This is a genomic window from Streptomyces sp. NPDC001443, from assembly GCF_053597355.1.
Genome location: NZ_JBSFIA010000040.1, coordinates 44,291 through 67,044 on the forward strand (window position 1 = coordinate 44,291; position 22,754 = coordinate 67,044).

Here is a 22,754-nt window from a genome sequence, read left to right on the forward strand (position 1 = left end):
GACCGTTTCTGGCAGGTGTGAGGGCGAGGTCAGGCTGAGGCGGCGGTGGGGTCCTCACGTACGACGACCACTCCCCCGGGCGGTACCACGGCATGACTGTCGACCACTTCCGCGCCCGCAAGCCCCACTCCTGTCACCGCCACGCTGACCGTCTCCTGTGTGTGGTTGATCAGAAAGAGGTAGGAGTGCCGATGGCCGGCACGGCGTACCGCCTCCAGCCCGGGCGGCGCGACGACGACTGGAAGAACGTGTGCCTGCTCGCATACCTCGCGGACCACATCTTGCAGCGACTGGGCGGACAGACGGCCTCCTGCGTACCACGCTGTGCCGCGGCCGAATGAGTGGCGGGTGACAGCGGGGCCACCTCGGGCCGGGCCGCCATCGGTGGTGTCGGCGAAGCGCCGTACCGTCGTGCAGCCGCGTGGCTCGATGCGTTCCACCCATTGACGGGCGTACGTGCCGTCCTCGAGCCGGGCCCGATCGGATGAGCGCAGGGGCAGGAATTCGTCCACCATGAGTCCGAGGAGTTCACGCAAGGCGCCGGGGTGGCCTCCCAGGCGTACGCGATCGCAGTTGTCGACGACTCCGCTGAAACAGCCGACGGCGAGATGACCTCCTTGTTGCACGTATTGGGTGATGTTGTCGGTGTCGTCGTCGGACAGCAGGTAGAGGTTAGGAACGATGACGGCGCGATACGGCGCCAGATCGGCGCTGGGAGGCAGCACGTCGCAGGTGATGTTCATGCTCCATAGCGCCTCGTACCAGTCGCGGACGACATCGAGGTAGCGGAACTGATCGGAAGGACGGGCCTGCAGTTCCAGTGCCCACCAACTGTGCCAGTCGAAGAGTACGGCCACATCACCATGTACGCGCGTGCCCGTCACTTCGCTCAGGTGGGCGAGTTCCGCTCCGAGGGCGTTTATTTCCTTCCAGATGCGTCCCTCGGTTCCGGCATGCGGGAGCATCGCGGAGTGCCACTTCTCAGCTCCGGCACGAGACTGGCGCCATTGGAAGAACATCAGTCCGTCAGCGCCCCGGGCCAGGTGGGTCAGGGTGTTGCGTCGGGTTTCTCCGGGTTGTTTGGCCACGTTGACCGGCTGCCAGTTGACGGCGGAGGTCGAGTGCTCCATGAGGAGCCAGGGCCGGCCGGCGGCCATGCCGCGTGCCAGGTCGGCGTTCAGGGCCAGGTCGACGTGTCCGTGCGGGTCGGCCGCCGGCAAGTAGTGGTCGACCGACACCAGGTCGCATTCCGCCGCGAAGGCGTAACCGTCGACCTTCTTCTCGAGCGTGCCCATGACGTTGGTGGTGATCGGAATGTCTGGTGCGATGCGGCGGAGCACGGCCGTTTCCGCGAGGTGCCGGTGCAGTAGCGCGTCCGAGGAGAAACGCAGGTAGTCGAGTTCTTGTCCCGGGTTGCGGAACGCGGTGGTCTCCCGCGGTGGGTCGATCTCCTCCCAGTCGCCGTAGCGCTGGCTCCAGAAATCCGTTCCCCAGCTGTCGTTGAGCACATCGAGGCTCTTGTAGCGGTCCTGCAGCCAGCAACGGAAGGCGTCCGCGCTGTTGTCGCAGTAGCACAGGGCGTTGTGGTTGCCCCATTCATTGTGGACGTGCCACATCGCCAGGGCGGGGTGATCGGCGTAGCGGGACGCGAGTTCTCCGACGAGGGCGTCGGCTGCTTCGGCGTAGGCGGGGCTGCTGGGGCAGAAGACCTGCCGGCTGCCGTGGGCCAGTCGGGTGCCGGAGGCCGTGACCGGGCGGGCGTCAGGGTGCTTGCGGGTGAACCAGGGGGGTGGGGCGGCGGTGGGGGTGGCGAGGTCGACCGCGATGCCGTTGTCGTGCAGGAGGTCCAGTACTTCGTCGTGCAGGCTCCAGTCGTAGGCGCCCGGTCGTGGCTGGATGCGGGACCAGGAGAACACCCCGACGGTGACAAGGTTGACTCCGGCTTCGCGCATGAGTCGGACGTCTTCGTGCCATACCTCTTTGGGCCATTGTTCCGGGTTGTAATCACCTCCGTAGGCGATCCCGCCCAGCCTGCGGGTGACATCGTTCAGGGACTGGGTCACGATTTCACGGCTCCAGCGGCAAGTCCGGCGCGCCAGTAGCGCTGCAGGAGGAGGAAAGTGAGCACGATCGGCACGACGGAGATGAGTGCGCCGACGATGGTGAGGGTCTGCAGTACGGGCAGGCGGCTGGTCTGGGACTGCCAGGTGAACAGGCCGAGGGTGACCGGGTAGAGGCGCTCGTCCTGGAGCATCACCAGAGGAAGCAAGAAGTTGTTCCAGATGACGACGAACTGGAACAGGAAGATGGTCACCAGGGCGGGGGCCATCAGGCGCAGGGCGACGGTGCGGAAGATGCGGAACTCGCTGGCGCCGTCCAGGCGGGCGGCCTCCATCACTTCGTCCGGTACGGATTCGGCGGCGAAGATGCGGGAGAGGTATACGCCGAACGGGCTGACGATGCTGGGAAGGAACACGGACCAGAACGTGTTGGTGGCGTCGGCCTTGGCGAAGAGCAGGAACAGGGGCAGAGCCAGTGCGGTTGCCGGTACGAGGACACCGCCGAGGATGGCGGAGAAGACGGCTTCCCGTCCGCGGAAGGTGTACTTGGCCAGCGCGTAGCCTGCGGCCGCGGCAAGCAGTGTGGCGACGCCCGCGCCAGCGCCCGCGTACAGCAGGCTGTTGAGCAGCCAGCGGGCGAACACGCCGTCCTGTTGCCCGAAGAGGGCGGACAAGTTGTCGCCGAGGTGCCAAGCCGCCGGGAGGAAGCCGGAGGTGTTGACGAGGTCGCTCTGGTTTTTGGTCGATGAGATGAGCAGCCAGTAGACCGGCAGCAGCATGTAGCCGGCGACCGCGATCATGAAGATCGTCGCGGACACGGTCGACGCGGCGGGGCGTTGCCGTCGCGCGCCTGCAGAGGCGCTGGCGTGGGCACCCTGGGTGCGAGTGAGGAGGCTCATCCCTGCCTCCTGGAGGTGAAGCGCAGGAATGCGAACGACAGCGCGAAGGTGACAACGGCAAGGAGGACCGACAGGGCTGCCGCCTCGCTGTAGTTGTCGCCCGAAGCCAGTGAGTAGGCGGCGAGGTTAGGGGTGTAGGCGCTCGTCACGCTCGTCGATATGGAGCGGAAGACCTGCGGCTCGGTGAAGAGTTGGAAGGTGCCGATGATGGAGAACACCCCGGTCAGAATGAGGGCGGGACGGATGATGGGTATCTTGATGCGCAGGGCGATGGCCCAGCCGTCGGCACCGTCCATCCGGGCCGCCTCCCCGATGTCGGCCGGGACGGCCTGCAGGGCGGCATAGAGGATGAGCATGTTGTAGCCGGTGTAGGTCCAGGTCACGACATTGCCGATGGACCAGAGAATCACACCGGGGCCGAGCAGGTCGGCGTGTATGCCTATCGAATTCAAGACGTCGACGAGGGGCGACAGACGCGGGTCGTAAAGAAACGCCCACATCAGGGCGGCCACGACGCCGGGGATGCCGTAGGGCACGAAGTAAACCAGCCGGAAGAACCGTTTGGCGCGTGCCACCGCCGAATCCAGCAGCAGGGCGAGGACGAGAGACAGCAGGAGCATGACCGGTATCTGCACGAGGGCGAATCCGGCGACGCGCAGCAAACTCTCAGCGAAGTAGGGCTCCTGAACGACCTGCACGTATTGGTCGAATCCAGCGAAGACGGAGTGGGTCCGGCCGAACGTGCCACCCGTGCGTTGTGTCTTGTGCAGGCTCTGCCAGAAGGCGTAGCCGACCGGCACGAGGGAGAACAGGACGAACGGGATGAGGAATGGTGCCAAGAACGCGTAGGGGGCGAGCGTGCGGCGCGGGCGGTGGCGCGGCACGGCCGGTGCTGTGGTGGGTTTCACGGGTCAGCCTTTGCGGTGCTGTTCCCTGCCGCACGAGGCGGCAGGGATGACAGAAGGGAACCGATTACTCGGTCACATCGAGTGACTGCTTGCGCAGGGAGTCGGCACTCTGCTTCCCGGTCTCCTTCAGCACGCCGCTTAGAGTGCTCTTGCCCGCGAAGACGTCGGCGGTCCCGTCGCTGAGGAAGCGGTAGGTGTCGGTCATGGTCGGCCCCCAGGTGAAGTTCGTGTCGACGTTCCCGGAAGCCTGGGCGAAGACGTCGAAGATCTTTTGCTTGCCGTAGAAGTCGACCGGCTGCTGCAGCGCCGGGAGCTCAAGGCCGACCTTGGCGGCCGGGTAGAGCCCGCCTTCGCGGTTGAGGATTTCGAGCGCCTTCGGATCGGAATTGAGCCACAGGGCGAACTTGGCGGCCTCGGCGGGGTGCTTGGTTTTGCCCATCACCGCGGTCGTGGAGCCGCCCCAGTTGCCCGCCTGCTGCTGGCCCTTGCCCCACTGCGGCATCGGGGCAACCGCCCATTTGCCGCTCGTCGACTTCGCGTTGTCACGGATGGTGCTGTAGCCCCAGGCAGCACTGATCCAGGTCACCACCTCGCCGGAGTTCCACGCCTTGTACAGCGCCGGCGAGAAGCCCTGCAGGTTGGTGGCGACGAGCTTGTCGTCGATCAGCTTCTGCCAGTAGTCGGCCACCTGTCGGCTCTCGGGCCGGTCTACCGTGACCTTCCACGCGTCCTTGTTCCGCTCGAACATGGTGGCCTTGTTCTGCCACAGCAGGCCCGTGAACCAGTTGGGGTCCGTCTGGGAGAAGTGGGTGATGTACTTGCCCGCCTTCTTGATGACCCGCGCCTGCTCGGCGTACTCGTCCCACGTGGTCGGCGCTTTGAGGCCGAGCTTGTCGTAGATGTCCTTGCGGTAGAACAGGGCCATGGGACCGGTGTCCTGGGGCACCGCCCACACACCGTCCTTGCCGTCGGCTCCGAACTCGACCTGCGACCAGGTCCAACCAACGAACTTGTCCCCTGCCTTGCTGACCTCCGGGCAGGCAGATATGTCTCGCAGTCCCTCTTTGAGCCGGAAGCTGGCCAGGGAGTCGTACTCGATCTGGCCGAGGTCCGGGGCCTTTCCGGCCTTCAGAGCGTTGGAGAGGTTCTGGTACGTACCGGCGTTGCCGGAGGGGGTCGTCTTCAGCCTGACCTGAACGTCCGGGTTCTCCTGGTTCCACAGGTCGACGGCCTTCTGCATGCCGGGAACCCAGGACCAGTAGTCGAGGGTGACCTTGCCCGATGAGGGCTTGCAGGACACGTCGGAACCGCCCCCCGCTTCGTCTCCGCCACCGCCCCCGCAAGCAGCAAGCGCCGTAAGAGCCAGGACCGTTCCGCCGATCACGCAGCGTCTAGCCAGTGTCGCAGGAAAACTCATCGCCATGGTTGCTCCTTGCACCCGAGGTCCGCCCCGATGAGCGGTGGGCAAACGAGACAACAAGAACCAACAGAAGTCAACGCCTCGGGGAAACTTTGTAGGACCTCACACGCCTCCGTAATGATTTCGAAACATTACTATAAGTTACAAATATCCTTTGACCTGCGACTTTAAAGGGCACGCGAACGAACCTCACAAGCACTCTCGTCATGCGGAATCGATTACGCTACGGTAGGCGAGCGCACCGGGGAGAGTTCGTGGGGCGCACATGAGGACGGGGTCCCAGTCCCGAAAGCAGGCTCCTCGCCCTCACACCCACCGCTGCCGACCACGCACCACAAGCCAGTCGGCAACGTGAATGCTCAGCCGCAGCCTGCGGAGCAAGGCCGAGGAGGCCGCAGGACGACACGATCCGCAGACCATTCGACCAGGTGGGGCGCCCTCAGGGCACACCTGATAATCGATGCTTTCGCCACTCCGCCAAACGCTCGACCGTCTGCTGTCGGCGACGGTTGAAATGAGGTTCTGGATCACTTTCCGGGCTCTGTCGCTGATTTGGGGGTGTCAGCCGGTTGATCAAGGTGACAGGAGGATGCGGCGTCGCAGGAGGTCGAAGTTGGGCCGGCCGTACATCTGTCGCTTCAGCAGTTTGATTCTGGTGGCGTTGCCCTCGACTGCTCCTGAGGTGAAGGTGGTGGTCAGAGCCGCGAGTACTGCTGCGCGGTCGCGGCGTACGCCGGCGGCCAGGGTGCGGAGTTCTCATCGTCCTCGAGGCGGATGTCGGCGAGCCAGGCGTCGAGGGCCGGGTGCTGGCTGCGGCGTTCGCGCACCAGCGAGGCCAGTCGCCGGGCGTATTCGGTAGTTGTGGCCAGCGCGGGGCTGCGTTCGCACAGTTCGCCGAGGCACTTGCGTTCGGTGTCGGTGAGGTGTTCGGGCCGGCGCATGATCCAGTTGGTGACCCGGCGGACGGTCAGATGAGGCAGCGGAGCATCCGGCGGGATTGCCCCGGTGCGGTAGGGCCGCAGGTGGCGGCGGACGGTGTTGATGCCGCCGCGGTAGCCCAGCTGCTGGATCTCCCGGGTGAGTGCTGCGGCGTTGGTGCAGCCCTCCATCCAGCGGTGATGCAGATAGAACCGGTAGTCGTCGATCATGCTTGGGCGGTGGGTGGCCGCGAGGAGGAGCTGCTCGACATCGGCGGCCCGTGCGAAGCGCAGGAGGGTGCCGCGGCTGAGGCGTGGTTCACGGGCGATGGCGCGCGGGCTGTCGCCGCGTTCGATGCGTTCGTGGATCTGCTGGTGGCGTTCGCGGGTGCGGGCGACCAGCGGCCGCTGCCGTCCGTGCACGTCGGGTTCGCCCAGGGTGGTGGGACGGACGTCGTCCTGGCCGACCTGGACGGTGAGGGGTTCTCGCAGGTCGGCGCGGTGTCGTCCGACTATGCGCTCGACGGCCTCGGCGAGGTTGTGCAGCAGGTGTCAGGCATCGGCAACTTGCCGGGTCTGCGGTGCACCGGCGTGGGCGCCATCGCGGAAGGAGCCTGCGCGGTCGCGGCAGACTACCCTCACCTCGGGGTGTTCGCGCAGCCAGGCGGCAAAGGTTTGCGCGGTTCGGTCCGTGAGGACGTCGGCAGGGCGGTTGGTGTCCATGTCGACGAGGACCGTTGCGTAGGTATGGCCGCGGCGCACGGCGAACTCGTCGACACCCAGGCATGGGACAGGCTCCGGCTGCGGGAGGGGCAGTGCGCGAAGGAGGCGGAGCAGGGTGTCCTTGCCGGTGGTGACGGCCAGGCGTGCGCACAGACTGGCGCCGGCACGTCCGCCCAGGAACAGGGCGATGTCGGTGAGCTGGGCGGTGAGGGCGTTCGTGCGGCGTGCGTGTCGACGCGTCAGGTCCGGGATCTGCTCGGCGAAGGTTCGACGTCCGCAACTGTTGTTGCCGCACACGAGACGGCGTGCCCGCAGGTCCAGTCGTACCTGCCGGCCGGCAACGGGACGGTCCGCCAGACACCGCTGGTAGTAGCAGTGCACTCGCGAGGATCTCCATCCACATCCCGGACAGGCGGCCGACCCCACCGTGGACCGCACGGCAGGACGGACCTCGGCGTCCCCAAGAACAACCTCTTCTGCCTCGACCCCGGCCCCCTGAAGAAGGAGGTCAGCGAGGCGAACCGCATCCCCACGTACAGGTGATGCCCGCCTGCTCTTGATCGTCACCCACCCCCAAATCAGCGACAGAGCCCAGAACTTGGACCAGACCCCAGATCAGACCGTTAATGCCAACGGAGAGCACCTTGTCCCAGGCGGAGCCGGGGAACTTTTCCAAGGGTCCCCCCATTGGCGTCGGCGTTGTTGAACAGCGCGTGCACACGGCTCTCGCGTTCACCGAGGTAGCCGGCCAGCCTCGACACCGTGGGCGGTGCCGAGGCTGGCCGGCACAGTGTGTACCTCGCCGAGGGGACTCAGCTCTTCGACGGCCGATTCCAGGTCGGCGTCCTTGCGACTGGAGATGTAGACCTTGGCGCCGGCTTCGAGGAGTCCTCGGGTGATCATCTTGCCGATGCTGCGGCCGCCTCCGGTAACGACGGCGACTTGCCCGTCAGGACAGGCGTCTGGGTAGTCATGTGATGCTCCTGTGAGGTGGTGGAGCACTGGACGTGCAAGAACGCGGTGTCCCTGCCCGGCGCCGGGCGGGCGTGCTGCTCGGCAGGGGCGTTTTCGCGCGAATCAGGTCGTGGAGCCGATGTCTACCGGATGCGGCGACCTGACAGGGCGCGGCTGATGGCCAGGCGCTGGATCTCGCTGGTGCCTTCGTAGATGGTGAAGATCTTGGCGTCGCGGGCCCAGCGCTCGACGGGGTAGTCGCGGGTGTAGCCGTTGCCGCCGAGGATCTGCACAGCACGTTCTGTGGTGCGGACGGCAACCTCGCTGGCCTTGAGCTTGGCCATACTGCCCTCGGCGCGCGTGAAGGGCTTGCCGCGCATCATCATGTGGCTGGCGCGCCAGACCAGGAGGCGCGCGGCGTCGATCTCCGTGGCCATGTCGGCCAGGGTGAAGGCGATGGCCTGGTTGTCGATGATCGGGCGGCCGAACTGCTCGCGGATGCCGGCGTATTCCAGGGCGTACTCGTAGGCGGCGCGGGCCACCCCGACGGCCATCGCGCCGATGCCGGGCCGGGTCAGCTCGAAGGTGGCCATGGCCGCGGGGACGCGGACACGGGTGCCTTCGCGGGCTGTGGCCAGACGCCGGTCGAGCGCGTTTTTGCCCCCGAGGACCAGGCCGGCGGGGATGCGGACGTCGTCGAGGACGACCTCGGCGGTGTGGGAGGCGCGCAGGCCGTGCTTGGAGAACTTCTGGCCCTGGCTCAGACCTCGGGTGTCGGGCGGGATGAGGAACAGAGCGTGGCCGCGGGCGCCCAGGGCGGGATCGGTGACGGCGTTGACGACGTGGATGCGTGCGATGCCGCCGTTCGTGGCCCAGGTCTTGGTGCCGTTGATCACCCATTCCTTGGTGGCTTCGTCGTAGCGGGCGTGGGTGCGGATGGCGGCGGCGTCACTGCCGGCGTTCGGCTCGCTGGCGCACAGGGCGGCGACGGCAAGGTCGCCGGGGGTGCCGAAGAAGGCGGGCAGCCAGGTGTCGATCTGCTCCTTGGTGGCGGCGCCGAACAGGGCCGCGGCGGGCAGGAAGGTGCCCAGCAGGGCCTGGCCCATGCCGCCGTCGCCCCAGAAGATCTCCTCGGCGACCACGGGCTGCAAGAGCCCGGTGGGGTCGGCGATCATCTGCAGTGCGAACTCGGGGGTGTACAGGCCGACCTTGGCGGCTTCCTCGATGACCGCCCAGGGCATCTCCTCGCGCTCGTCGTACTCGGCGGCGACGGGGCGTACGTATTTCTCGGCGAAGCCGTGTGCCCACTGGCGGGCTTCGGCGATCTCGGGCGGCAGGTCGAACAGGGAGGGCGGCGTCTTTGTGCTGGTCACGATGGGTCTCCTGACAGGGGTGGGGGCGGCTGGTCAGCGGCCGGTGAAGACGGCGTCACGGCGCTCGATGAACGACTGGATTCCCTCGGCGCCGTCGGCGGTCGAGAACAGTCGTGCGACGTCCGGGCGCAGCCGCTCGATCGCGGCGCTCTCGCCGTGTTCATGGGCCAGGTGGGCGGAGGCGAAGACGGTGCGCACCCCAAGGGGGGCGGACTTCTCGGCGATGAGGGTGGCGATTTCGGTGGCGCGCGCGACGGCGGCGGGCCCGTCGGTGGCCAGTTCCTGCACCAGCCCGATGCGGTGGGCTTCCGCGGCGTCGAACTCCTCGCCGGTCAGGATCCAGCGCATGGCGTTGCCCCATCCGGCCTGCTGGGGGAAGCGGAAGGTGGCTCCGCCGAAGGGGTAGATGCCGCGGCGGATCTCGTACTGGGCGAAGCGTGTGTCCTGGGCGGCCACGCGGATGTCTGCGGCCAGGAGCAGTTCGATGCCGAGCGTCATCACCCAGCCGTGCGCGGCCGCGACGACGGGCTTCGACCACGGTCCGTCCAGACGCCAGGGGTCGCGCCCGCCCTCGGGGGCGTCGAACTTGCCCGACGCCAGTTCGGCGCCCACGTCGAGCATGTCCAGGCCGCCGGTGAAGTGGTCGCCGTGGGCGAACAGAACCCCGCACCACAGGTCGTCGTCGGATTCCAGCAGACCGTAGGCGGCCGACAGCTCGCTGAGCATCTGCTTGGTGAAGGCGTTGCGCTTGGCGGGCCGGTTCAGGCCCATGAGCAGCAAGTGGCCGTCCCGTCCGACGGTGACTGCAGGTGTGCTCTCAGGTGTGGAGATCATCGTCACTCCCAGTGAGTTGCATGATGAGACTCGCTGGACGCTAGTGGGCCGGCCCCTCGAGAACAAGTGAATCTCATAATGAAACTGATATGCTCATCGATATGAGACGGACCTCATTCGACAGCTGGCCCTGCTCGATCGCCCGCACCGTGGACCTCCTGGGCGATGGCTGGACGCTGCTGATCCTGCGCGAGGTCTTCTACGGCGAGTCACGCTTCGACAACTTCATCGACTCGCTCGGCATCGCGCGCAACACCCTCACCGACCGGCTCCGACGCCTGGAGGACGCAGGCCTGTTGCAGCGCCGCCCCTACCAGAGCGAGCCGGTCCGTCATGACTACCTGCCAACGGACAAAGGCCGGGACTTCTTCGGCGTACTCGCCGCGATCAACGCCTGGGGCGACCGATGGCTGGCCGACGACGGCATCCCCGTGGTCACGCACCACACCACTTGCGGCCACGACACCCAGGCCAAGGTCGTCTGCTCCGCATGCGGTGAACCGCTTCATCACCAAGACGTCGCCGTGCGGACCGGCCCTGGCTACCCTGCCCGGCTCCTTGACACCCCTGACGTACAGGCGCGCTTCGCCATGGACGAGCCTCCCGAACAAGTCGCCAACGCCTGAACCGCGCTCAGCCGAAGCAGGAGCAGTCCCCTCCGACCTCGAACCAGCGCTGCTCGCGAACCGGGACGCCCCCTGAAGATGATCTTCCTGCACGAGCAAGTCGAGGTCAGACGCGCACACTCGGTGGCTCTCATAGATGACCGGTTGCGAGAGTTCCGCGAGAGCCCCGAAAGCGATCAGATTTCCCCAGCTTGCGAGGCTGTCGCATGACCTCACCCGGCCGGGAGTCAAGAGCGGGATCGTGTGGCGCTGGTGATGAGTTTGCTGAGGTTGTGGACGGTGCCGAGGAGCTTGATCTCGGCGTCAACGGCTCGATGGCCTCGGTAGGTGAGGTGTCGACCGAACCGTTGGAAGAGCTGGGCGAAGCCCGGCTCGACGAGAGCGCTGCGCTGACGGTACTGGGCCCGGCCGGCCGGAGTCGCCAGGCGGTCGGCCATGACCTGCTGGCTGGCGGGGGCGCTCTGGCGCTTCACGGGGAAGCCTGCCTGGTCGGCCTCGCTGGTGACCGAGACCAGCAGGGGCAGGTCGGCGAGCTCCTCGAAGGACGCGGCGCTGGCGTATCCGCTGTCCGCGAGCCAGAGCAGGATGTCACCCGGCAGCCCCGCCGAGGTCTGGTTTTCCTGGGTCTTCCTCACCATCGGGATCAGTGCAGTGCGGTCCGACGGGTTGTCGTGCAGGTCGATGGCGAGCAAGACCTGGCGGCGTGCGCACACGATCTGCAGGTTGTATCCCTGCAGGTAGCCGCCGCGTTTGCCCAGTTGCAGCCGCGAGTCCGGATCGCTCAGGCTTGCGACGGCGGTCGGGGAGGGCATCGGCTCGGGACTGCGGGCCCGTTTGAGATGAGCGATCGCCTTCGCCAGTCGGGCTCGCTGCCGGATCAGGACCGTCTTGTGCTCCAGGGCCACGGGTGGTCTGCCGTTGGCGGCGCGATGGCCTGCCGCCCGGTCGGCCTCGGTCCGGGCTTGGTAGTTCCTCAGTTTCTCCTGGTGGGCCGCGGTCTCCGCGGCCAGCCTCCGTTGCGCCCGGGCCACGATGCGTTCGGCGGCCTCGACCTTGATCTTTATCTCGGTGGCGAACGGCAGGGCCCGCTGGTAGAGCCTGTTCCGGGCCGTGTGGGCCCGGGCAAGCAGATCGCACAGGCGCGACAGGCGGGGCCAGCCGTCACGCGCCTCGTCATCGCCTGAGGCGCGGTCGCCGGCTTCGGCGCGTCGGGCGTACCCGTTGGCGTTGTCCATGAGCGCGTCGATCTCGTTCTCGCACCGGGTGATGATCGCTTCGAGGCGGTGCAGTTGCTTATTGGAGTCCCGGGAGGCGTTGGCGTCCATCGGCGAGCCGTCCACCGCCACCGCAGACAGGTCCACCAGCCCGCGACGGCCGCACAGGGCCAACACCTGCACGAACAGCTGCGTCAACGCCTCGCGGTGACGCCGGACAAACCGCGCAATGGTGGAGTGGTCCACCCTGCGGTTCGCGGTGATGATCCGACAACCGAGATCGTCCCAGCAGGCTTGCTCGATGCCGCGCGAGGAGCGTATGCCCTTGCTGCAGCAGTAGAAGAGCAGCGCGACCAGGACCTTGGGTGGGAAGGCAGCGCCGCCCTGCCCGTCGGCCCGATAGCTGTTCTCGAAGGCCGACAGATCCAGCTCGTCGACCACGTCCAGAACCCTCCAGCACAAGTGCCCCGGAGGCAGCCAATCCCGGGCACTCCTCGGCATCTCAAGAGCACGTTCGCGGTCGCACGCCAGAAAGTTCCACCCCACCACCCCAGACTCCGGCGCCCCTGTGACGGCCGGAACCGAACACCAAATCGCTCTTGACTCCCGGCCGGGTGAGGTCATGCGACAGCCTCCCACCTGCCCGGCCCAAGCACCAAAACCCTCCCGCCCCGGCCCCGGACGCCCCCCAGGCAGAAAGAACACCAGGCCCACACCCCGCCACGACGTGCACACACCCCGCAAGACACAACCCGCGAAACAGCAAACGAAGAAGTCAACCACCCCACGACCACGCCGCACAGGTTAAAGATCAAGCTAGTAGTACAGCGCAGTTGTACTGATCACCGGGCAGACGCCTGAGGTTGCGGCCGCAGGAGTTGCAGTGACTGATGCGGGCTTGGTGCTTGCCCGGCCAACGCCTGCGCTGCGGACTATCCCTCCGTACGATGCGCCGCAAAGCGCGTCCCCTCTCCCTGGCCCGCATCGTCGAGTTCACCGCCGACCAACTCCACCACGACGCGGACCACACCTACCTGACGATCAACCGCCGCCCCGTCGTCCTGCCGCCAAAGCTCGCCCGCCTCATCGACGACCACCTCAAATGACGGGCCCCGGCACAGCAGCGAAGCGACTACGTATCTCTTGACGGGCCGCGTCCCCGGGCGCCCTCGCAACCCCGCGGGACTGGCCGACAAGTTCAAGCGCTTCAGCCCGCCCGCGCAGCCCGGAACACCGCCATGGTGCAAGCACTCGCCGGCCTGCCACCGGTGCTGATCTCTGACCCGATCGGCATCCAGCCGAGAACCGCGGAACGCTTCGCGGCCTTGGCCGGAGAGAATTGGGCCGACTACCTGGCGAGCCGCCCCCTGCCCGCGTGTGAAGGTCACGAACTGGCGCGGGCGTGCACGCTGTCCCTGCTCAGTTCAGCCACAACTGATCACCGGCGGCCGCGACCTGCGGCTGCCTAATCGATCAACGCTGCGACCTGCTGCTGAACTGTCGGCACCTGTCGACGTCGGTCACCATCGAGCGCCCTTCCACGGCCCCAGGACGGCCCGGGAGGGCGCTCGTGCGTCGGGGAGGACCTGCGTGAGCACCGCTTGAGGAGTTCGATCGCCACTCGACACTGCCGGGAGGTCCCCGGGCCACGGTGGCCGTGCCAGACCGTCTCGGGGTGCTGGCGTCCGGCGCCGTTGATGTCACTCGTGGATGTCAGAACGGGGCAACCGTGTGCGTTCGCCGGCACGATGGTCCCGTGGTTGACCTGGAGCACATCAGGGCAGAGACGGTGGCGTACTACCGGGAGCTCGATGAGGGCGCCGCGCTGCGGCAGCACTTCCGCCACCTCGCAAAGTCCCTGGCCCTGGGCTAATGCGACGCGGCCGCGAGTGCCTCGTCCAGGGTCACGGGCCGGCGGCCGATCAGGCGGCGCAAGTCGCCGGAATCGGTGTACATCTCTCCGCGGCTCATGCCGAGGTCGGCGTCAGCGAGGACCTCCGCCAGCTCGGCGGGCAGGCCTGCGGCGGTCAGTGCCTGGGCGAACTCGGTCACCGGGAGGTCGGCACAGCCAACCTGTTCCCCGGTCGCGGCGGAGATCGCGGCGGCGAGCTCGGCCAGCGTGAAGGATTCGTCGCCGCCGAGCTCGTACACGGCGCCGGTGTGGCCTTCGGTGGTGAGGACGACCGCCGCGGCCTCGGCGTAGTCGGAGCGGGACGCGGCGCTGATCCGCCCCTCGCCCGCGGCGCCGACGACGGCGCCGTTCTGCAGGATCTGCGGCAGTTGGCTGGTGTAGTTCTCCAGGTACCAGCCGTTGCGCAGCAGCACGCGGGGGATCTCGCGGTCCCGCAGGTACTCCTCGGTCTCGCCGTGCGTGGCGCCGATGATGGTGGTGGCCGTGTCCGCGTGCGTCGTGCTCGTGTACGCCACCAGCGACACGCCCGCGGCCACCGCGGCGTCTATCACGCGGCGGTGGTTGGCGACCCGTTCGTGCACGGGGACCGAGGCCGAGATCAGCAGCAGTCTGTTCGCCCCCGCGAAGGCCTCGGCCAGGCTGTCGGTGTCCGCGAAGTCGGCGCGGCGTACCGTGACACCCCTGTCGGCCAGGTCCTTGATCCCGGCGATGTCCCGGCCGGTCGCGATGATGTCCGCGGCCGGGATCCCACGCCGCAGCAGCGCCTCGACGGTGAGCCTGCCCAGCTGGCCGGTGGCTCCGGTGACGACGATCGACATGATGGTCATTCCTTCCTTCCGCACGTACCTGGCGCGACTGTCGCGGTTCGTCCACGGCGGGATGGAATTCAGGGTGGCCTGCGCACTCTCTATTGGGAAGTAGCCACTTTTTGGTAGGGTACTTACCTAGGCGAAAGTGTTGAGGTGAGACGTATGGCGGCTGTCGAGAACGTGACCGGACCCATGCCGTCATTTGATCCGTACGAGCGCGGCTGCCCGTCAAGGGACCTGCTCGACCAGATCGGCAGCAAGTGGGCGGTCCTCGTGCTGGGCGAGCTCGGCCGGAACGGGGTCTCCCGGTTCAGCCGGCTCCGGCAGGCGCTGGCGGGCGTGAGCGAGAAGATGCTCACCCAGACGCTGCGCACCCTCGAACGCGACGGGCTGGTCAGCCGGACCGTCTACCCGGAGGTGCCGCCGCACGTGGAGTATGAACTGACTGACCTCGGCCAGACGCTGCGGGAACCACTGAAAGCGCTCACGGAGTGGTCGGTGCGGCACATCGAGGAAGTCATCACCGCCCGCGGGGAGTACGACGACCGCACCGAGCGCACCCGGTAGGCAGCGACTGATCATCGTCGACTTCGGCGACCACCCGTGCCACCTCGGTCAGCGCCCGTGCCTGCCCGCCGGGGCGGATGAGCGCCCGGCGGCGCGGGCCGCACTGCTGGATGGCACCTGTCGTGAGGCGGCTGGGCCGGTGCCGGTGAACTCGCAGATCGTCCGACGGTGCGGCTACCGGTGCGGAAGGGCGTGGGCGTTTCGGTTGCGGCGCCGGGACGGTGGCCGTTCGTCAGGGTGTCTTCGGGAGCGGGTCGTCCGCCGGACTGCCGTGTGCTGTGCCGGCGGACCCGGTGAGTGAGAGTGCGGCGAGGAGCCGCAGTTTCTCGTCGCTGTCGCTGTCCTTGTCGGGGTAGTAGACGACGAGGATGACGTCGTCGATGGGGAGTTTGTCGCGGTGGAGGCGTAGTTCACCGACGACGGGGTGGTGGACCGTGGTCGTGCCTCCGTCGAGACTGCGGACGTCGTGGCGGGCCCACAGGGTGCGGAACCGCTGGCTGGACAGTGCGAGTTCCCCGACGAGTTCGACAAACCGGGGGTTGTCGGTGTCGTCCCCGATGGTGGCGCGAAGGGCGGCGACGAAATCCGCGGTGGCCTTCGTCCAGTCCTGGTGGAATGCCTGTTCCTCGGGGTCGAGGAGGAGGGAACGCAGCCGGTTCTGGCCGGGCCGCAGGCGGGGGGAGAGTGCGACGGCCATGGGGTTGGAGGCCAGGACGTCGAACGCGCGCCCTTCGACGAACGCGGGGATCTGAAGGTGGGCGAGCAGCTCGTGCACCCGCGCCGGTACGTGCTCGGGCCGCTTGCGGCGTGGCGCCCTAGGACGTGCCGCCGCGAGGCCAAGCAGATACGTCCGTTCGACGTCGTCGAGCCGCAGGACGCGCGCGAGTGATTCGAGGACCTGCGGTGAGGGGTTCTTGTCACGGCCCCGTTCCAGGCGCAGGTAGTAGTCGGGACTGATCCCGGCGAGCAGGGCGACTTCCTCACGGCGCAGGCCCGGCACGCGGCGGTTGCCGCCGGGCGGGAGTCCCGCCTGCTCCGGGGAGACCAGCTCACGCCGGGCACGTAGATAGCTGCCGAGCCGGTTGCCGGGTTCTTCATCCTTCATACCGACACCGTAAGGCGGTGCGCGTGTCTCAGAGGGGGCCCTGGCAGGACCAGGGAAGACGGAGGCCCTGCCACATCCGGCGAACGCCGTCAAGACTGCGATGACACCGTTTCGAAAGAGACAGGGAACATCACTGTCTGCGCCGCGGGCTTGAACTCCGTCGGCGCCCTGGATTGAAGGGAAGATCTCGTGGATCTCTCCAACCGCACCGTTCTCGTCGTCGGCGGGACCTCGGGCATCGGGCGAGAGCTGGCCCGCCGTTTCGCCGCGGCGGGCAGCACCGTGGCCGTTGCCGGCCGCAGCCCGAAGGCACTCTCGGAACTCGCCGAGGAAGGTTTCGGCACGATCAGCATCGACGTCACCGACAGTGCCTCCGTGGCATCTGCCCGTGACGCCGTGCTCGCCCGGTATCCCGAGCTGGACACCGTGGTGACGATGTCGGGCGTCATGCTTCTGGAGGACCTGCGCGACCCCGCGCACTTCGAGGCGGCAGCAACGACGATCGACACCAACCTGCTCGGCACCATCCGGGTCATCGACGCCTTCACCCCGCACCTGGTTCGGCGGGGCGCCGGCACCTTCATCACCGTCACCTCCGGCATCGCCTTCCTGCCCTTCCCGCCCATGCCCAGCTACGCCGCCTCCAAGGCCGCGGTGCATGCCTACGCCGAGGCACTGCGCGCGCAGCTCGACGGCACCGGTGTCGGCGTCGTCGAGCTTGTCCCCCCAGCCGTCGCCACGGCAGGACAGGAAAAGGTGAACCCGCACGCGCTGCCGCTCGACGACTTCGCCGCCGAGGTGATGGACCTGCTGGGGGCCGAGCCCACTCCGCGCGAGATCCTCGTCGATCGCGTCCGGGTGCATCGCTGGGCCGAGCGCGACGGCACCTACGACGAACTGGTGGCCCAGCGCTCGCGGGCCCTCTCGATGCTCCCGAACCGGCAGGGACAGCGCTGAACAGCGGGATCGCACCGGTCACCGCAGGGGTGAGGCCGGGGTGGTCAGTCGGCGACGGTGAGGACGAGTTTGCCGCGGGTGCGGCCGGCCTCTCCGCGGGCGTGGGCCTTGCCGGCCTGCTCCAGCGGGAAGGTCTCTGCCACCTCGACGGCGACCTCGCCGGCGTCGATCAGGCCCGCGATCGTGGTGAGCGCCGCGCCGTCCGGCTCGACCAGGAAAGGAGTGACCCGTACCCCGGCCGCCTCGGCGGCCGCGGCCAGTTCCGGGGAGACACCGGCCGGGACGGCCACCAGCAGACCGGCCGGGCGCAGGACCTTCAGCGAGCGGGTGCCGGTCCGGTCATGGGCGTCGCCCACCAGGTCGAGGACGACGTCGATGTCCCTGGTGGCGTCCTCGAAGCGGGTGGTGGTGTAGTCGATGGTCTCGTCGGCGCCGAGCTCCTTGAGCCACGGGTGGCGTGCGGCGCTGGCGGTGGTGATCACGTGGGCGCCCAGGTGGCGGGCGAACTGGACGGCGAAGTGGCCCACCCCGCCTGCGGCGGCCGTGATCAGGACGCGCTGGCCGGCCTGCACATGGGCGGTGTCGACCAAGGCCTGCCACGCGGTCAGCGCCGCCAGCGGCACGGCGGCCGCGTGCACGTGGTCCAGGGTGGCCGGTTTGCGGACCCACTGGCGGGCCGGGGCGGTCACGTACTCGGCGTAGCCGCCGGCGGCGCGCGGGAACCACGGCATGCCGTACACCTCGTCGCCGGGCGCGAGCCTTGCGGATGCGGGGAGCAGTAGTTCTTCGTCCGGTCGTACGGCACATCGTTGGGACCATCCCCGCGGGTGCGGGGAGCAGATCGACCGGCTGATGGCGCAGGAGTTCTCTGCGGCGCCGCACGGATGTTCGTGATGCGGATGTGGACATGAATACTCCGCCCGACCTGCGTCACCTGCCGCCGCGCGCCTGCGGCCGCCGCCGTGGGGCAGCCTGTCGCGGCAGCGACGGCTCACCGCTCGCCAGATCCGATCGGGGGACTCCTGCGCCCTGAACGGCTCGCCCGATAGTGACCATGACGTCGCCGCCCTAGCCTCGGGTCGTCGGAATAATTCCGAAATGGCCGCATAGTCTTTTATGTCGGCTTCCCTTTGGCGTCGAACGGAGCTTTCATGTCGGTGATGACCGGTGCCCAGCCCCTGCAGCAGTTCGGTCAGCAGGCCGGTGGTACGCAGCAGATCGGCGGTTCGCAGCAGCTCGCGCAGGTGGTCCAGCAGGCGATCCAGCAGGCCTGTCAGCAGGCCAGCCAGCAGATCGCGCAGCGGATGCAGCAGACGCTGCAGCAGATCCAGCAGGTCCAGCAGCAGCTGCAGCAGCAGGGCCTGGCTCAGCAGGCCCACCCGTACCTGGCCCTGGCGCTGCACCACACGCTGCACGCGGGGGTCCGGAGCGCGGTGGAGCAGTCCGTGCAGCAGGCGCTGCCGACCGCGATCCTGACCCTGGTGCAGCAGAGCCAGCAGCAGGGTCAGCAGCAGTGGGGCGGCAGCTTCGGCCAGCAGTCGTTCGGCCAGCCGTACCAGCAGCAGTACCAGCAGCCCGGCTTCGGCTCCGGCTTTATGGGGCAGCCCTTCGGCCTCAGCTGATCCCATCACCATGGGATGCGGTGTGCTCAGGATCCTTGTCCCGGGCACGCCGCATCGCCGTGCAGACGGAAGCAGCCCGTCATCAACAGCGCAGGCACGAAGCGGAACGTAGGCGTGAAGGTGGACGTGATGGTCGAGGACAAGCCCGGCAGCAGGACGCGCAACAGCCGCCGCAGCGCATCCGAGGGCGCGGGAGCCGGCGGCGGGCCGGTCCCCGGGGACAAGGAGCGCAAGCAGACGGCCCCACAGGAGAAGGGCGCACCGTCACCGGTCGAGGTGCAGCCGCGCCGGCAGCGCTACATGATCACGCCGCTGCCGCAGCAGCTGCTCCCGCCGGGATTCACCGAACTGAGCATGGACGCGATGTGTGACCAGCTCGAGGGCATGCCTGATGTCACCGTGGTCCGCCGACTGCAGCCGTCAGAGAAGCCGCAGGCTACCGGTACGCGACCGTCCTGCCCTCAGATCGCGGTCGTCGAAGCCACCGAGGCCCAGCTGCCGGCCATGCGGACGCTGCACGTGCACATCGAACCCGACCTGCCGCTGGCCGACACCACCTCCCCCGCCGTTGCACCGGCTCCGGGAATGCTGCCGCTGCGCGATCCTGGACTGGTCGTGCCGCTGGAGAAGCCGGTGGAGATCTCCCTGCGGGTCTGCGGGCCGGACGGCGAGCCGCTGGCCGCAGCGGGAGTGTTCCTGATCGGAGCGGCCTGGCCGGCCCAGGGTGTCACCGCCGCCGACGGCACGGTCACCCTCACCCTGGCCGCCGGGACCGAACAGTGCGTCCAGTCCCTGTACGTCCGACCCCGAGCCGGCTACACCGACCGCTGGATCCACCGTCCCGACCTGTCTGCGGCACGGGAGAACATCGTCAGCCTCACCCCGCTCGCCAAGGCGTACCCGGAGCTGGAGGAACGCCAGCAGTACGGCTGGGGCCAGCAAGCCATGCGGCTGGACCGGCTGCCTCCCACGTTCCGCGGCTTCGGCATCAAGATCGCTGTCATCGGTACGGGCGTCAGCACCGACCATCCCGATCTGAAGCAGCGGGTGTGCTCCGGGGTCGATGTCGTTCGTCGCACCGAGGAGGGCTGGGCGCACGATCCGGTCGGCAGCGGTACGCACGCGGCCGGGATCATCGCCGGCGCGGACACCGGCCAGGGCATCGTCGGGATCGCGGTCGACGCCGAGCTCGACGTCTGCCAGGTACTGCCCGGCGGCCACTTCAGCGACCTGATCGACGCCCTCGACCACTGCATCGAACACGAAGCCGACATCGCCCACATCGCGATCGCATCCCCCTACCCTTCGGCGCTGGTCTCCCGCAAACTCGCCGACGCCACGGCGGCAGGCATCGCATGCATCGCCCCGGCAGGCGACACCGCAGGACCGGTCGCCTTTCCCGCCTGCCTGCCCACCGTGTTCGCCGTCGGCGCCCTGGGAGCCCTCGGCACCTACCCGCCTGACACCTCCCACGCCACCCACACCGGACCGCAGCTGAGCCCGGAAGGTCTCTTCGCCGCCCCCTTCAGCTGCTGCGGTCCCGGCGTCGACGCAGCCGCCCCCGGTGTGGCGGTCCTCTCCTGCGCGCCAAAGGACAGCTACACGGCCCTCGACGGCACCGGCACAGCCGCGGCCCACATGGCCGGACTCGCCGCCCTCGTCCTCGCCCACCACGAGGACTTCCACGGCCGGCTGCTGCCCCGCGGACCCGGCCGGGTCCAGCATCTGTTCGACATCATCACCGCCAGCTGCCGCCCACTGGCCGCCCCCGGCACTGCAGACGCCGCCCGCACCGGACACGGACTGCCCGACGCACTCCTCGCCCTCGGCCTGGTCCCCGCAATCCAGCTCGCCCCGGCCCTGTTCCCCTTCGCTCCCTCCATGACCGCATAAGCCCTGCCTGCGGCAACCACAAAACGGCACCCGCCCCGCGGGGCGGGTGCCGTTCCGTGCACGATCCGAGCCACTTGAACCCAGACGAGCGCGCGCCGCAGGGGGTGTTCCGGTGACCCCGGTGTTCCCTTCCACCCTCGGAAGGCGCTCGATGCCCAGGACCTGTCCGGCATCGACGGCCAGAGCGTTCGGGCCACGCCGCAGCCGGGCACGGCGCGCGAGTTCCAGAAGCCGACGGAAGCCCCCTGGCCTGCACTGCCTGACCGCCCGCTGCCGATCCAGCACCCCCACCCGCAAACCTCCAGCTCACGAGGTGTTGCGACTACCAGTTGAATCCACCCTGCACTCCGTGATCGGAGTGGATGATGGTGCCGCCCGGCCGCGGGGAGCGGTTACCGATAGCCATGGCCAGGGCATTCACCAGGTCGGGCCGTACGGGGTGGTGGTCCAGGTCACCGCGTGTGCCCCACCCGGCGGAGAAGCGGCGACCGTGCCAGGGGGATCCGGATCGGCCGGATGCAGCCGCTCGGCGAGCTCGCGCCGTGCGGCGGTGGCAAGCGGTGTGCTGCGGGCGGTCAGCCGCAGATGCCCGACCGCTTCGTACCGGGCCAGCAGCAACGCGGCCGGTGAGGCCAGTGCCCCGGTGGATCCTGCGGTCAGCCCCTCGGCGGTGGTGTGGGAACACTGGTGGAGTGTCGGTATTCGAGAGGTGCAGTATTCGCCCGCAGGGCGAGGCGGCACAGCTCTCCCCCAACAGGCGCTGTCTGCGAAGACGCCGCATCAAGCACACAATCCCGGGTGTGAGTGGTTGGGGTACAGGATCCCGGTGAGATTGATCTGCACACCGGCGATCCGCGATTGTGAGCCGCGGGCGTCGCTCTGGCCGCCTCCACGGCCAGCACCCGCAACGACAAGCCGCTGCTGACGTTCAAGCAGATCGCCGTGGTGGTCGCGTGGACCGTGGACGTACGGGTACAGCGGCCGGACGGCGCCGACTACGACGCTCCGCACACGGCCAGCGCGGTTCGCGCCAGCCCGCGCAGCCAGGCGTGGGCGTGGTCGGTGTCGTAGCGCTGATGCCACGACAGGTATATCGGTGCCGACGGCAGTTCGAGCGGGAGGGGGAGCACGACCAGGCCGAGGTCGGCCACCGCTGACCTCGTGGTGGCCTCGGGGACGCTGACCAGGATGTCGGAGCCGCGCGCGAACTCCAGCGCGGCCGCTTCCGTGGGCGCGGTCGCCACCACGCGGCGGGTGAGGCCGAGCCGCGCGAGGGAGTCATCGATGGCATTGCTGAGGTTTCCACGTCGCGAGACGGTGACGTGCTCAGCGGCGGCGTACCGCTTTGCGGTGACGGTCCTGACGCGGGTGAGGGGGTGTCCCTGCCTCACGACGATGACGAGACGGGTCTCGCCCACGTTCTCGGCACGGATGTCCGGTGCGCTCGGGCGGTTGGCGTTCGCCTCCAGGTCGACCTCGCCGCGCCGCAACTCGGGGGTGTCGATGCTCGATTCCGCGACGAAGCGCAATCGCACGCCCGGCGCCTGTGCGCGCACGGCCGCAAGCAGTGCGGGACCGCTCAAGGCGACCAGGGAATCGTGCCAGCGGAGTGTGAAAGTGCGCTCCAGCGTTGCCAGATCGAGTTCACGGCTCGGTGCCAGCACCCCCTGGACCTGGTGCAGCAGCTCGTGCACCTGTGCCCGGACGGCGATCGCATACGGCGTCGGGGTCATCGTGCGGCCGGTGCGCACCAGGATCTGATCCCCGGTCGTGCGCCGAATCCGGCCCAGACTCCGGCTCATCGCGGGGGCGGTGACATGCAGGCGCGCCGCCGCTCCGGCCACACTGCCCTCCTCCAGCAGCGCGTCGAGCGCGGCGAGCAGATTCAAATCCAATTGCATTTGAGTAATCCTAGCCGTGCCTGACATGCATTTGAAGTTAATCGCAGAGCTGCATACCGT

Annotated in this window: 21 protein-coding genes and 2 pseudogenes; 7 read left to right on the top strand and 16 right to left on the bottom strand. The window is 68.2% G+C overall.

Annotation, left to right across the window (positions count from 1 at the left end; all coding sequences use genetic code 11):
• Nucleotides 1–29 precede the first annotated feature (29 nt).
• From ACWC24_RS32775 to ACWC24_RS32820, 10 genes are all read right to left on the bottom strand, one after another.
• Nucleotides 30–2,063, bottom strand: coding sequence for a beta-galactosidase (locus ACWC24_RS32775; protein ID WP_450666532.1), 2,034 nt, complete (start codon nt 2,061–2,063; stop codon nt 30–32).
• Nucleotides 2,060–2,959 carry a carbohydrate ABC transporter permease gene (locus ACWC24_RS32780; protein WP_450666533.1) on the bottom strand — a complete coding sequence of 300 codons (900 nt, stop codon included), beginning with the start codon at nt 2,957–2,959 and terminating at the stop codon, nt 2,060–2,062. The genes ACWC24_RS32775 and ACWC24_RS32780 overlap by 4 nt, the downstream gene beginning before the upstream one ends.
• Complete coding sequence (locus ACWC24_RS32785; RefSeq protein ID WP_450666534.1) at nt 2,956–3,867, bottom strand: carbohydrate ABC transporter permease; 912 nt, start codon at nt 3,865–3,867, stop codon at nt 2,956–2,958. Before ACWC24_RS32785 ends, ACWC24_RS32780 begins: the two co-directional genes overlap by 4 nt.
• A 64-nt stretch (nt 3,868–3,931) precedes the next feature.
• Nucleotides 3,932–5,167 (bottom strand): ABC transporter substrate-binding protein, encoded by a 1,236-nt coding sequence (locus ACWC24_RS32790; protein ID WP_450666535.1) that lies wholly within the window; start codon nt 5,165–5,167, stop codon nt 3,932–3,934.
• A gap of 693 nt (nt 5,168–5,860) precedes the next feature.
• Nucleotides 5,861–6,031, bottom strand: a complete 171-nt coding sequence (locus ACWC24_RS32795; protein ID WP_450666578.1) for a transposase — start codon at nt 6,029–6,031, stop codon at nt 5,861–5,863.
• Nucleotides 5,983–6,627, bottom strand: a complete 645-nt coding sequence (locus ACWC24_RS32800) for a hypothetical protein (protein WP_450666536.1) — start codon at nt 6,625–6,627, stop codon at nt 5,983–5,985. The genes ACWC24_RS32795 and ACWC24_RS32800 overlap by 49 nt, the downstream gene beginning before the upstream one ends.
• Before the next feature lie 129 nt (nt 6,628–6,756).
• Nucleotides 6,757–7,494 carry an ISL3 family transposase gene (locus tag ACWC24_RS32805; RefSeq protein ID WP_450666537.1) on the bottom strand — a complete coding sequence of 246 codons (738 nt, stop codon included), beginning with the start codon at nt 7,492–7,494 and terminating at the stop codon, nt 6,757–6,759.
• Between the two features lie 165 nt (nt 7,495–7,659).
• Nucleotides 7,660–7,929, bottom strand: coding sequence for an SDR family NAD(P)-dependent oxidoreductase (locus ACWC24_RS32810; RefSeq protein ID WP_450666538.1), 270 nt, complete (start codon nt 7,927–7,929; stop codon nt 7,660–7,662).
• Nucleotides 7,930–8,024: 95 nt separating this feature from the next.
• On the bottom strand, nt 8,025–9,254 hold the full coding sequence (locus tag ACWC24_RS32815; RefSeq protein ID WP_450666539.1) for an acyl-CoA dehydrogenase family protein: 1,230 nt from the start codon (nt 9,252–9,254) through the stop codon (nt 8,025–8,027).
• Between the two features lie 33 nt (nt 9,255–9,287).
• Complete coding sequence (locus ACWC24_RS32820; RefSeq protein ID WP_450666540.1) at nt 9,288–10,088, bottom strand: crotonase/enoyl-CoA hydratase family protein; 801 nt, start codon at nt 10,086–10,088, stop codon at nt 9,288–9,290.
• Between the two features lie 101 nt (nt 10,089–10,189).
• Here ACWC24_RS32820 and ACWC24_RS32825 point away from each other — a divergent pair, with 101 nt between their 5' ends.
• Nucleotides 10,190–10,714, top strand: a complete 525-nt coding sequence (locus ACWC24_RS32825) for a winged helix-turn-helix transcriptional regulator (protein WP_450666541.1) — start codon at nt 10,190–10,192, stop codon at nt 10,712–10,714.
• A 227-nt stretch (nt 10,715–10,941) separates the two neighbouring features.
• On the opposite strand, the gene ACWC24_RS32830 is transcribed toward ACWC24_RS32825, so the two are convergent.
• Nucleotides 10,942–12,369, bottom strand: a complete 1,428-nt coding sequence (locus ACWC24_RS32830) for a transposase (RefSeq protein WP_450666542.1) — start codon at nt 12,367–12,369, stop codon at nt 10,942–10,944.
• A 193-nt stretch (nt 12,370–12,562) separates the two neighbouring features.
• Here ACWC24_RS32830 and ACWC24_RS32835 point away from each other — a divergent pair.
• Both ACWC24_RS32835 and ACWC24_RS32840 read left to right on the top strand, forming a co-directional pair.
• Nucleotides 12,563–12,736, top strand: a pseudogene (locus ACWC24_RS32835) (NF041680 family putative transposase); the annotation flags it as partial.
• 139 nt (nt 12,737–12,875) lie between these two features.
• A complete protein-coding gene (locus tag ACWC24_RS32840) occupies nt 12,876–13,034 on the top strand; it encodes a hypothetical protein (protein ID WP_450666543.1) in 159 nt (52 codons plus the stop codon).
• Between the two features lie 763 nt (nt 13,035–13,797).
• Here ACWC24_RS32840 and ACWC24_RS32845 read toward each other — a convergent pair.
• On the bottom strand, nt 13,798–14,667 hold the full coding sequence (locus tag ACWC24_RS32845) for an SDR family oxidoreductase (RefSeq protein ID WP_450666544.1): 870 nt from the start codon (nt 14,665–14,667) through the stop codon (nt 13,798–13,800).
• A gap of 144 nt (nt 14,668–14,811) precedes the next feature.
• Between ACWC24_RS32845 and ACWC24_RS32850 the strand changes: the two genes are divergently transcribed.
• Nucleotides 14,812–15,216, top strand: coding sequence for a winged helix-turn-helix transcriptional regulator (locus ACWC24_RS32850; protein ID WP_450666545.1), 405 nt, complete (start codon nt 14,812–14,814; stop codon nt 15,214–15,216).
• Between the two features lie 232 nt (nt 15,217–15,448).
• Here ACWC24_RS32850 and ACWC24_RS32855 read toward each other — a convergent pair whose 3' ends face one another.
• Nucleotides 15,449–16,321, bottom strand: a complete 873-nt coding sequence (locus tag ACWC24_RS32855) for a helix-turn-helix transcriptional regulator (protein WP_450666546.1) — start codon at nt 16,319–16,321, stop codon at nt 15,449–15,451.
• Between the two features lie 189 nt (nt 16,322–16,510).
• On the opposite strand from ACWC24_RS32855, the gene ACWC24_RS32860 reads away from it, so the two are divergent.
• Complete coding sequence (locus ACWC24_RS32860; RefSeq protein ID WP_450666547.1) at nt 16,511–17,278, top strand: SDR family oxidoreductase; 768 nt, start codon at nt 16,511–16,513, stop codon at nt 17,276–17,278.
• A gap of 44 nt (nt 17,279–17,322) precedes the next feature.
• Here the strand turns inward: ACWC24_RS32860 and ACWC24_RS32865 are convergent.
• Nucleotides 17,323–18,036, bottom strand: a pseudogene (locus tag ACWC24_RS32865) (NADP-dependent oxidoreductase); the annotation flags it as partial.
• Between the two features lie 393 nt (nt 18,037–18,429).
• Here ACWC24_RS32865 and ACWC24_RS32870 point away from each other — a divergent pair.
• Nucleotides 18,430–18,900, top strand: coding sequence for a hypothetical protein (locus ACWC24_RS32870; protein ID WP_450666548.1), 471 nt, complete (start codon nt 18,430–18,432; stop codon nt 18,898–18,900).
• Nucleotides 18,901–19,014: 114 nt separating this feature from the next.
• Complete coding sequence (locus ACWC24_RS32875; RefSeq protein WP_450666549.1) at nt 19,015–20,793, top strand: S8 family serine peptidase; 1,779 nt, start codon at nt 19,015–19,017, stop codon at nt 20,791–20,793.
• A gap of 417 nt (nt 20,794–21,210) precedes the next feature.
• Here the strand turns inward: ACWC24_RS32875 and ACWC24_RS32880 are convergent, their stop codons facing one another.
• Complete coding sequence (locus ACWC24_RS32880) at nt 21,211–21,534, bottom strand: hypothetical protein (RefSeq protein ID WP_450666550.1); 324 nt, start codon at nt 21,532–21,534, stop codon at nt 21,211–21,213.
• 254 nt (nt 21,535–21,788) lie between these two features.
• On the bottom strand, nt 21,789–22,694 hold the full coding sequence (locus ACWC24_RS32885; RefSeq protein ID WP_450666579.1) for a LysR family transcriptional regulator: 906 nt from the start codon (nt 22,692–22,694) through the stop codon (nt 21,789–21,791).
• Between the last annotated feature and the right edge of the window lie 60 nt (nt 22,695–22,754).

Excerpts from the sequence above, each read along its gene's own strand:
- ACWC24_RS32870 (WP_450666548.1), top strand. The coding sequence starts at position 18,430 with ATGTCGGTGATGACCGGTGCCCAGCCCCTGCAGCAGTTCGGTCAGCAG.
- ACWC24_RS32840 (WP_450666543.1), top strand. The coding sequence starts at position 12,876 with ATGCGCCGCAAAGCGCGTCCCCTCTCCCTGGCCCGCATCGTCGAGTTC.
- ACWC24_RS32850 (WP_450666545.1), top strand. The coding sequence starts at position 14,812 with ATGGCGGCTGTCGAGAACGTGACCGGACCCATGCCGTCATTTGATCCG.
- ACWC24_RS32820 (WP_450666540.1), bottom strand. The coding sequence starts at position 10,088 with ATGATCTCCACACCTGAGAGCACACCTGCAGTCACCGTCGGACGGGAC.
- ACWC24_RS32780 (WP_450666533.1), bottom strand. The coding sequence starts at position 2,959 with ATGAGCCTCCTCACTCGCACCCAGGGTGCCCACGCCAGCGCCTCTGCA.
- ACWC24_RS32825 (WP_450666541.1), top strand. The coding sequence starts at position 10,190 with ATGAGACGGACCTCATTCGACAGCTGGCCCTGCTCGATCGCCCGCACC.
- ACWC24_RS32885 (WP_450666579.1), bottom strand. The coding sequence starts at position 22,694 with ATGCAATTGGATTTGAATCTGCTCGCCGCGCTCGACGCGCTGCTGGAG.
- ACWC24_RS32855 (WP_450666546.1), bottom strand. The coding sequence starts at position 16,321 with ATGAAGGATGAAGAACCCGGCAACCGGCTCGGCAGCTATCTACGTGCC.
- ACWC24_RS32845 (WP_450666544.1), bottom strand. The coding sequence starts at position 14,667 with ATGACCATCATGTCGATCGTCGTCACCGGAGCCACCGGCCAGCTGGGC.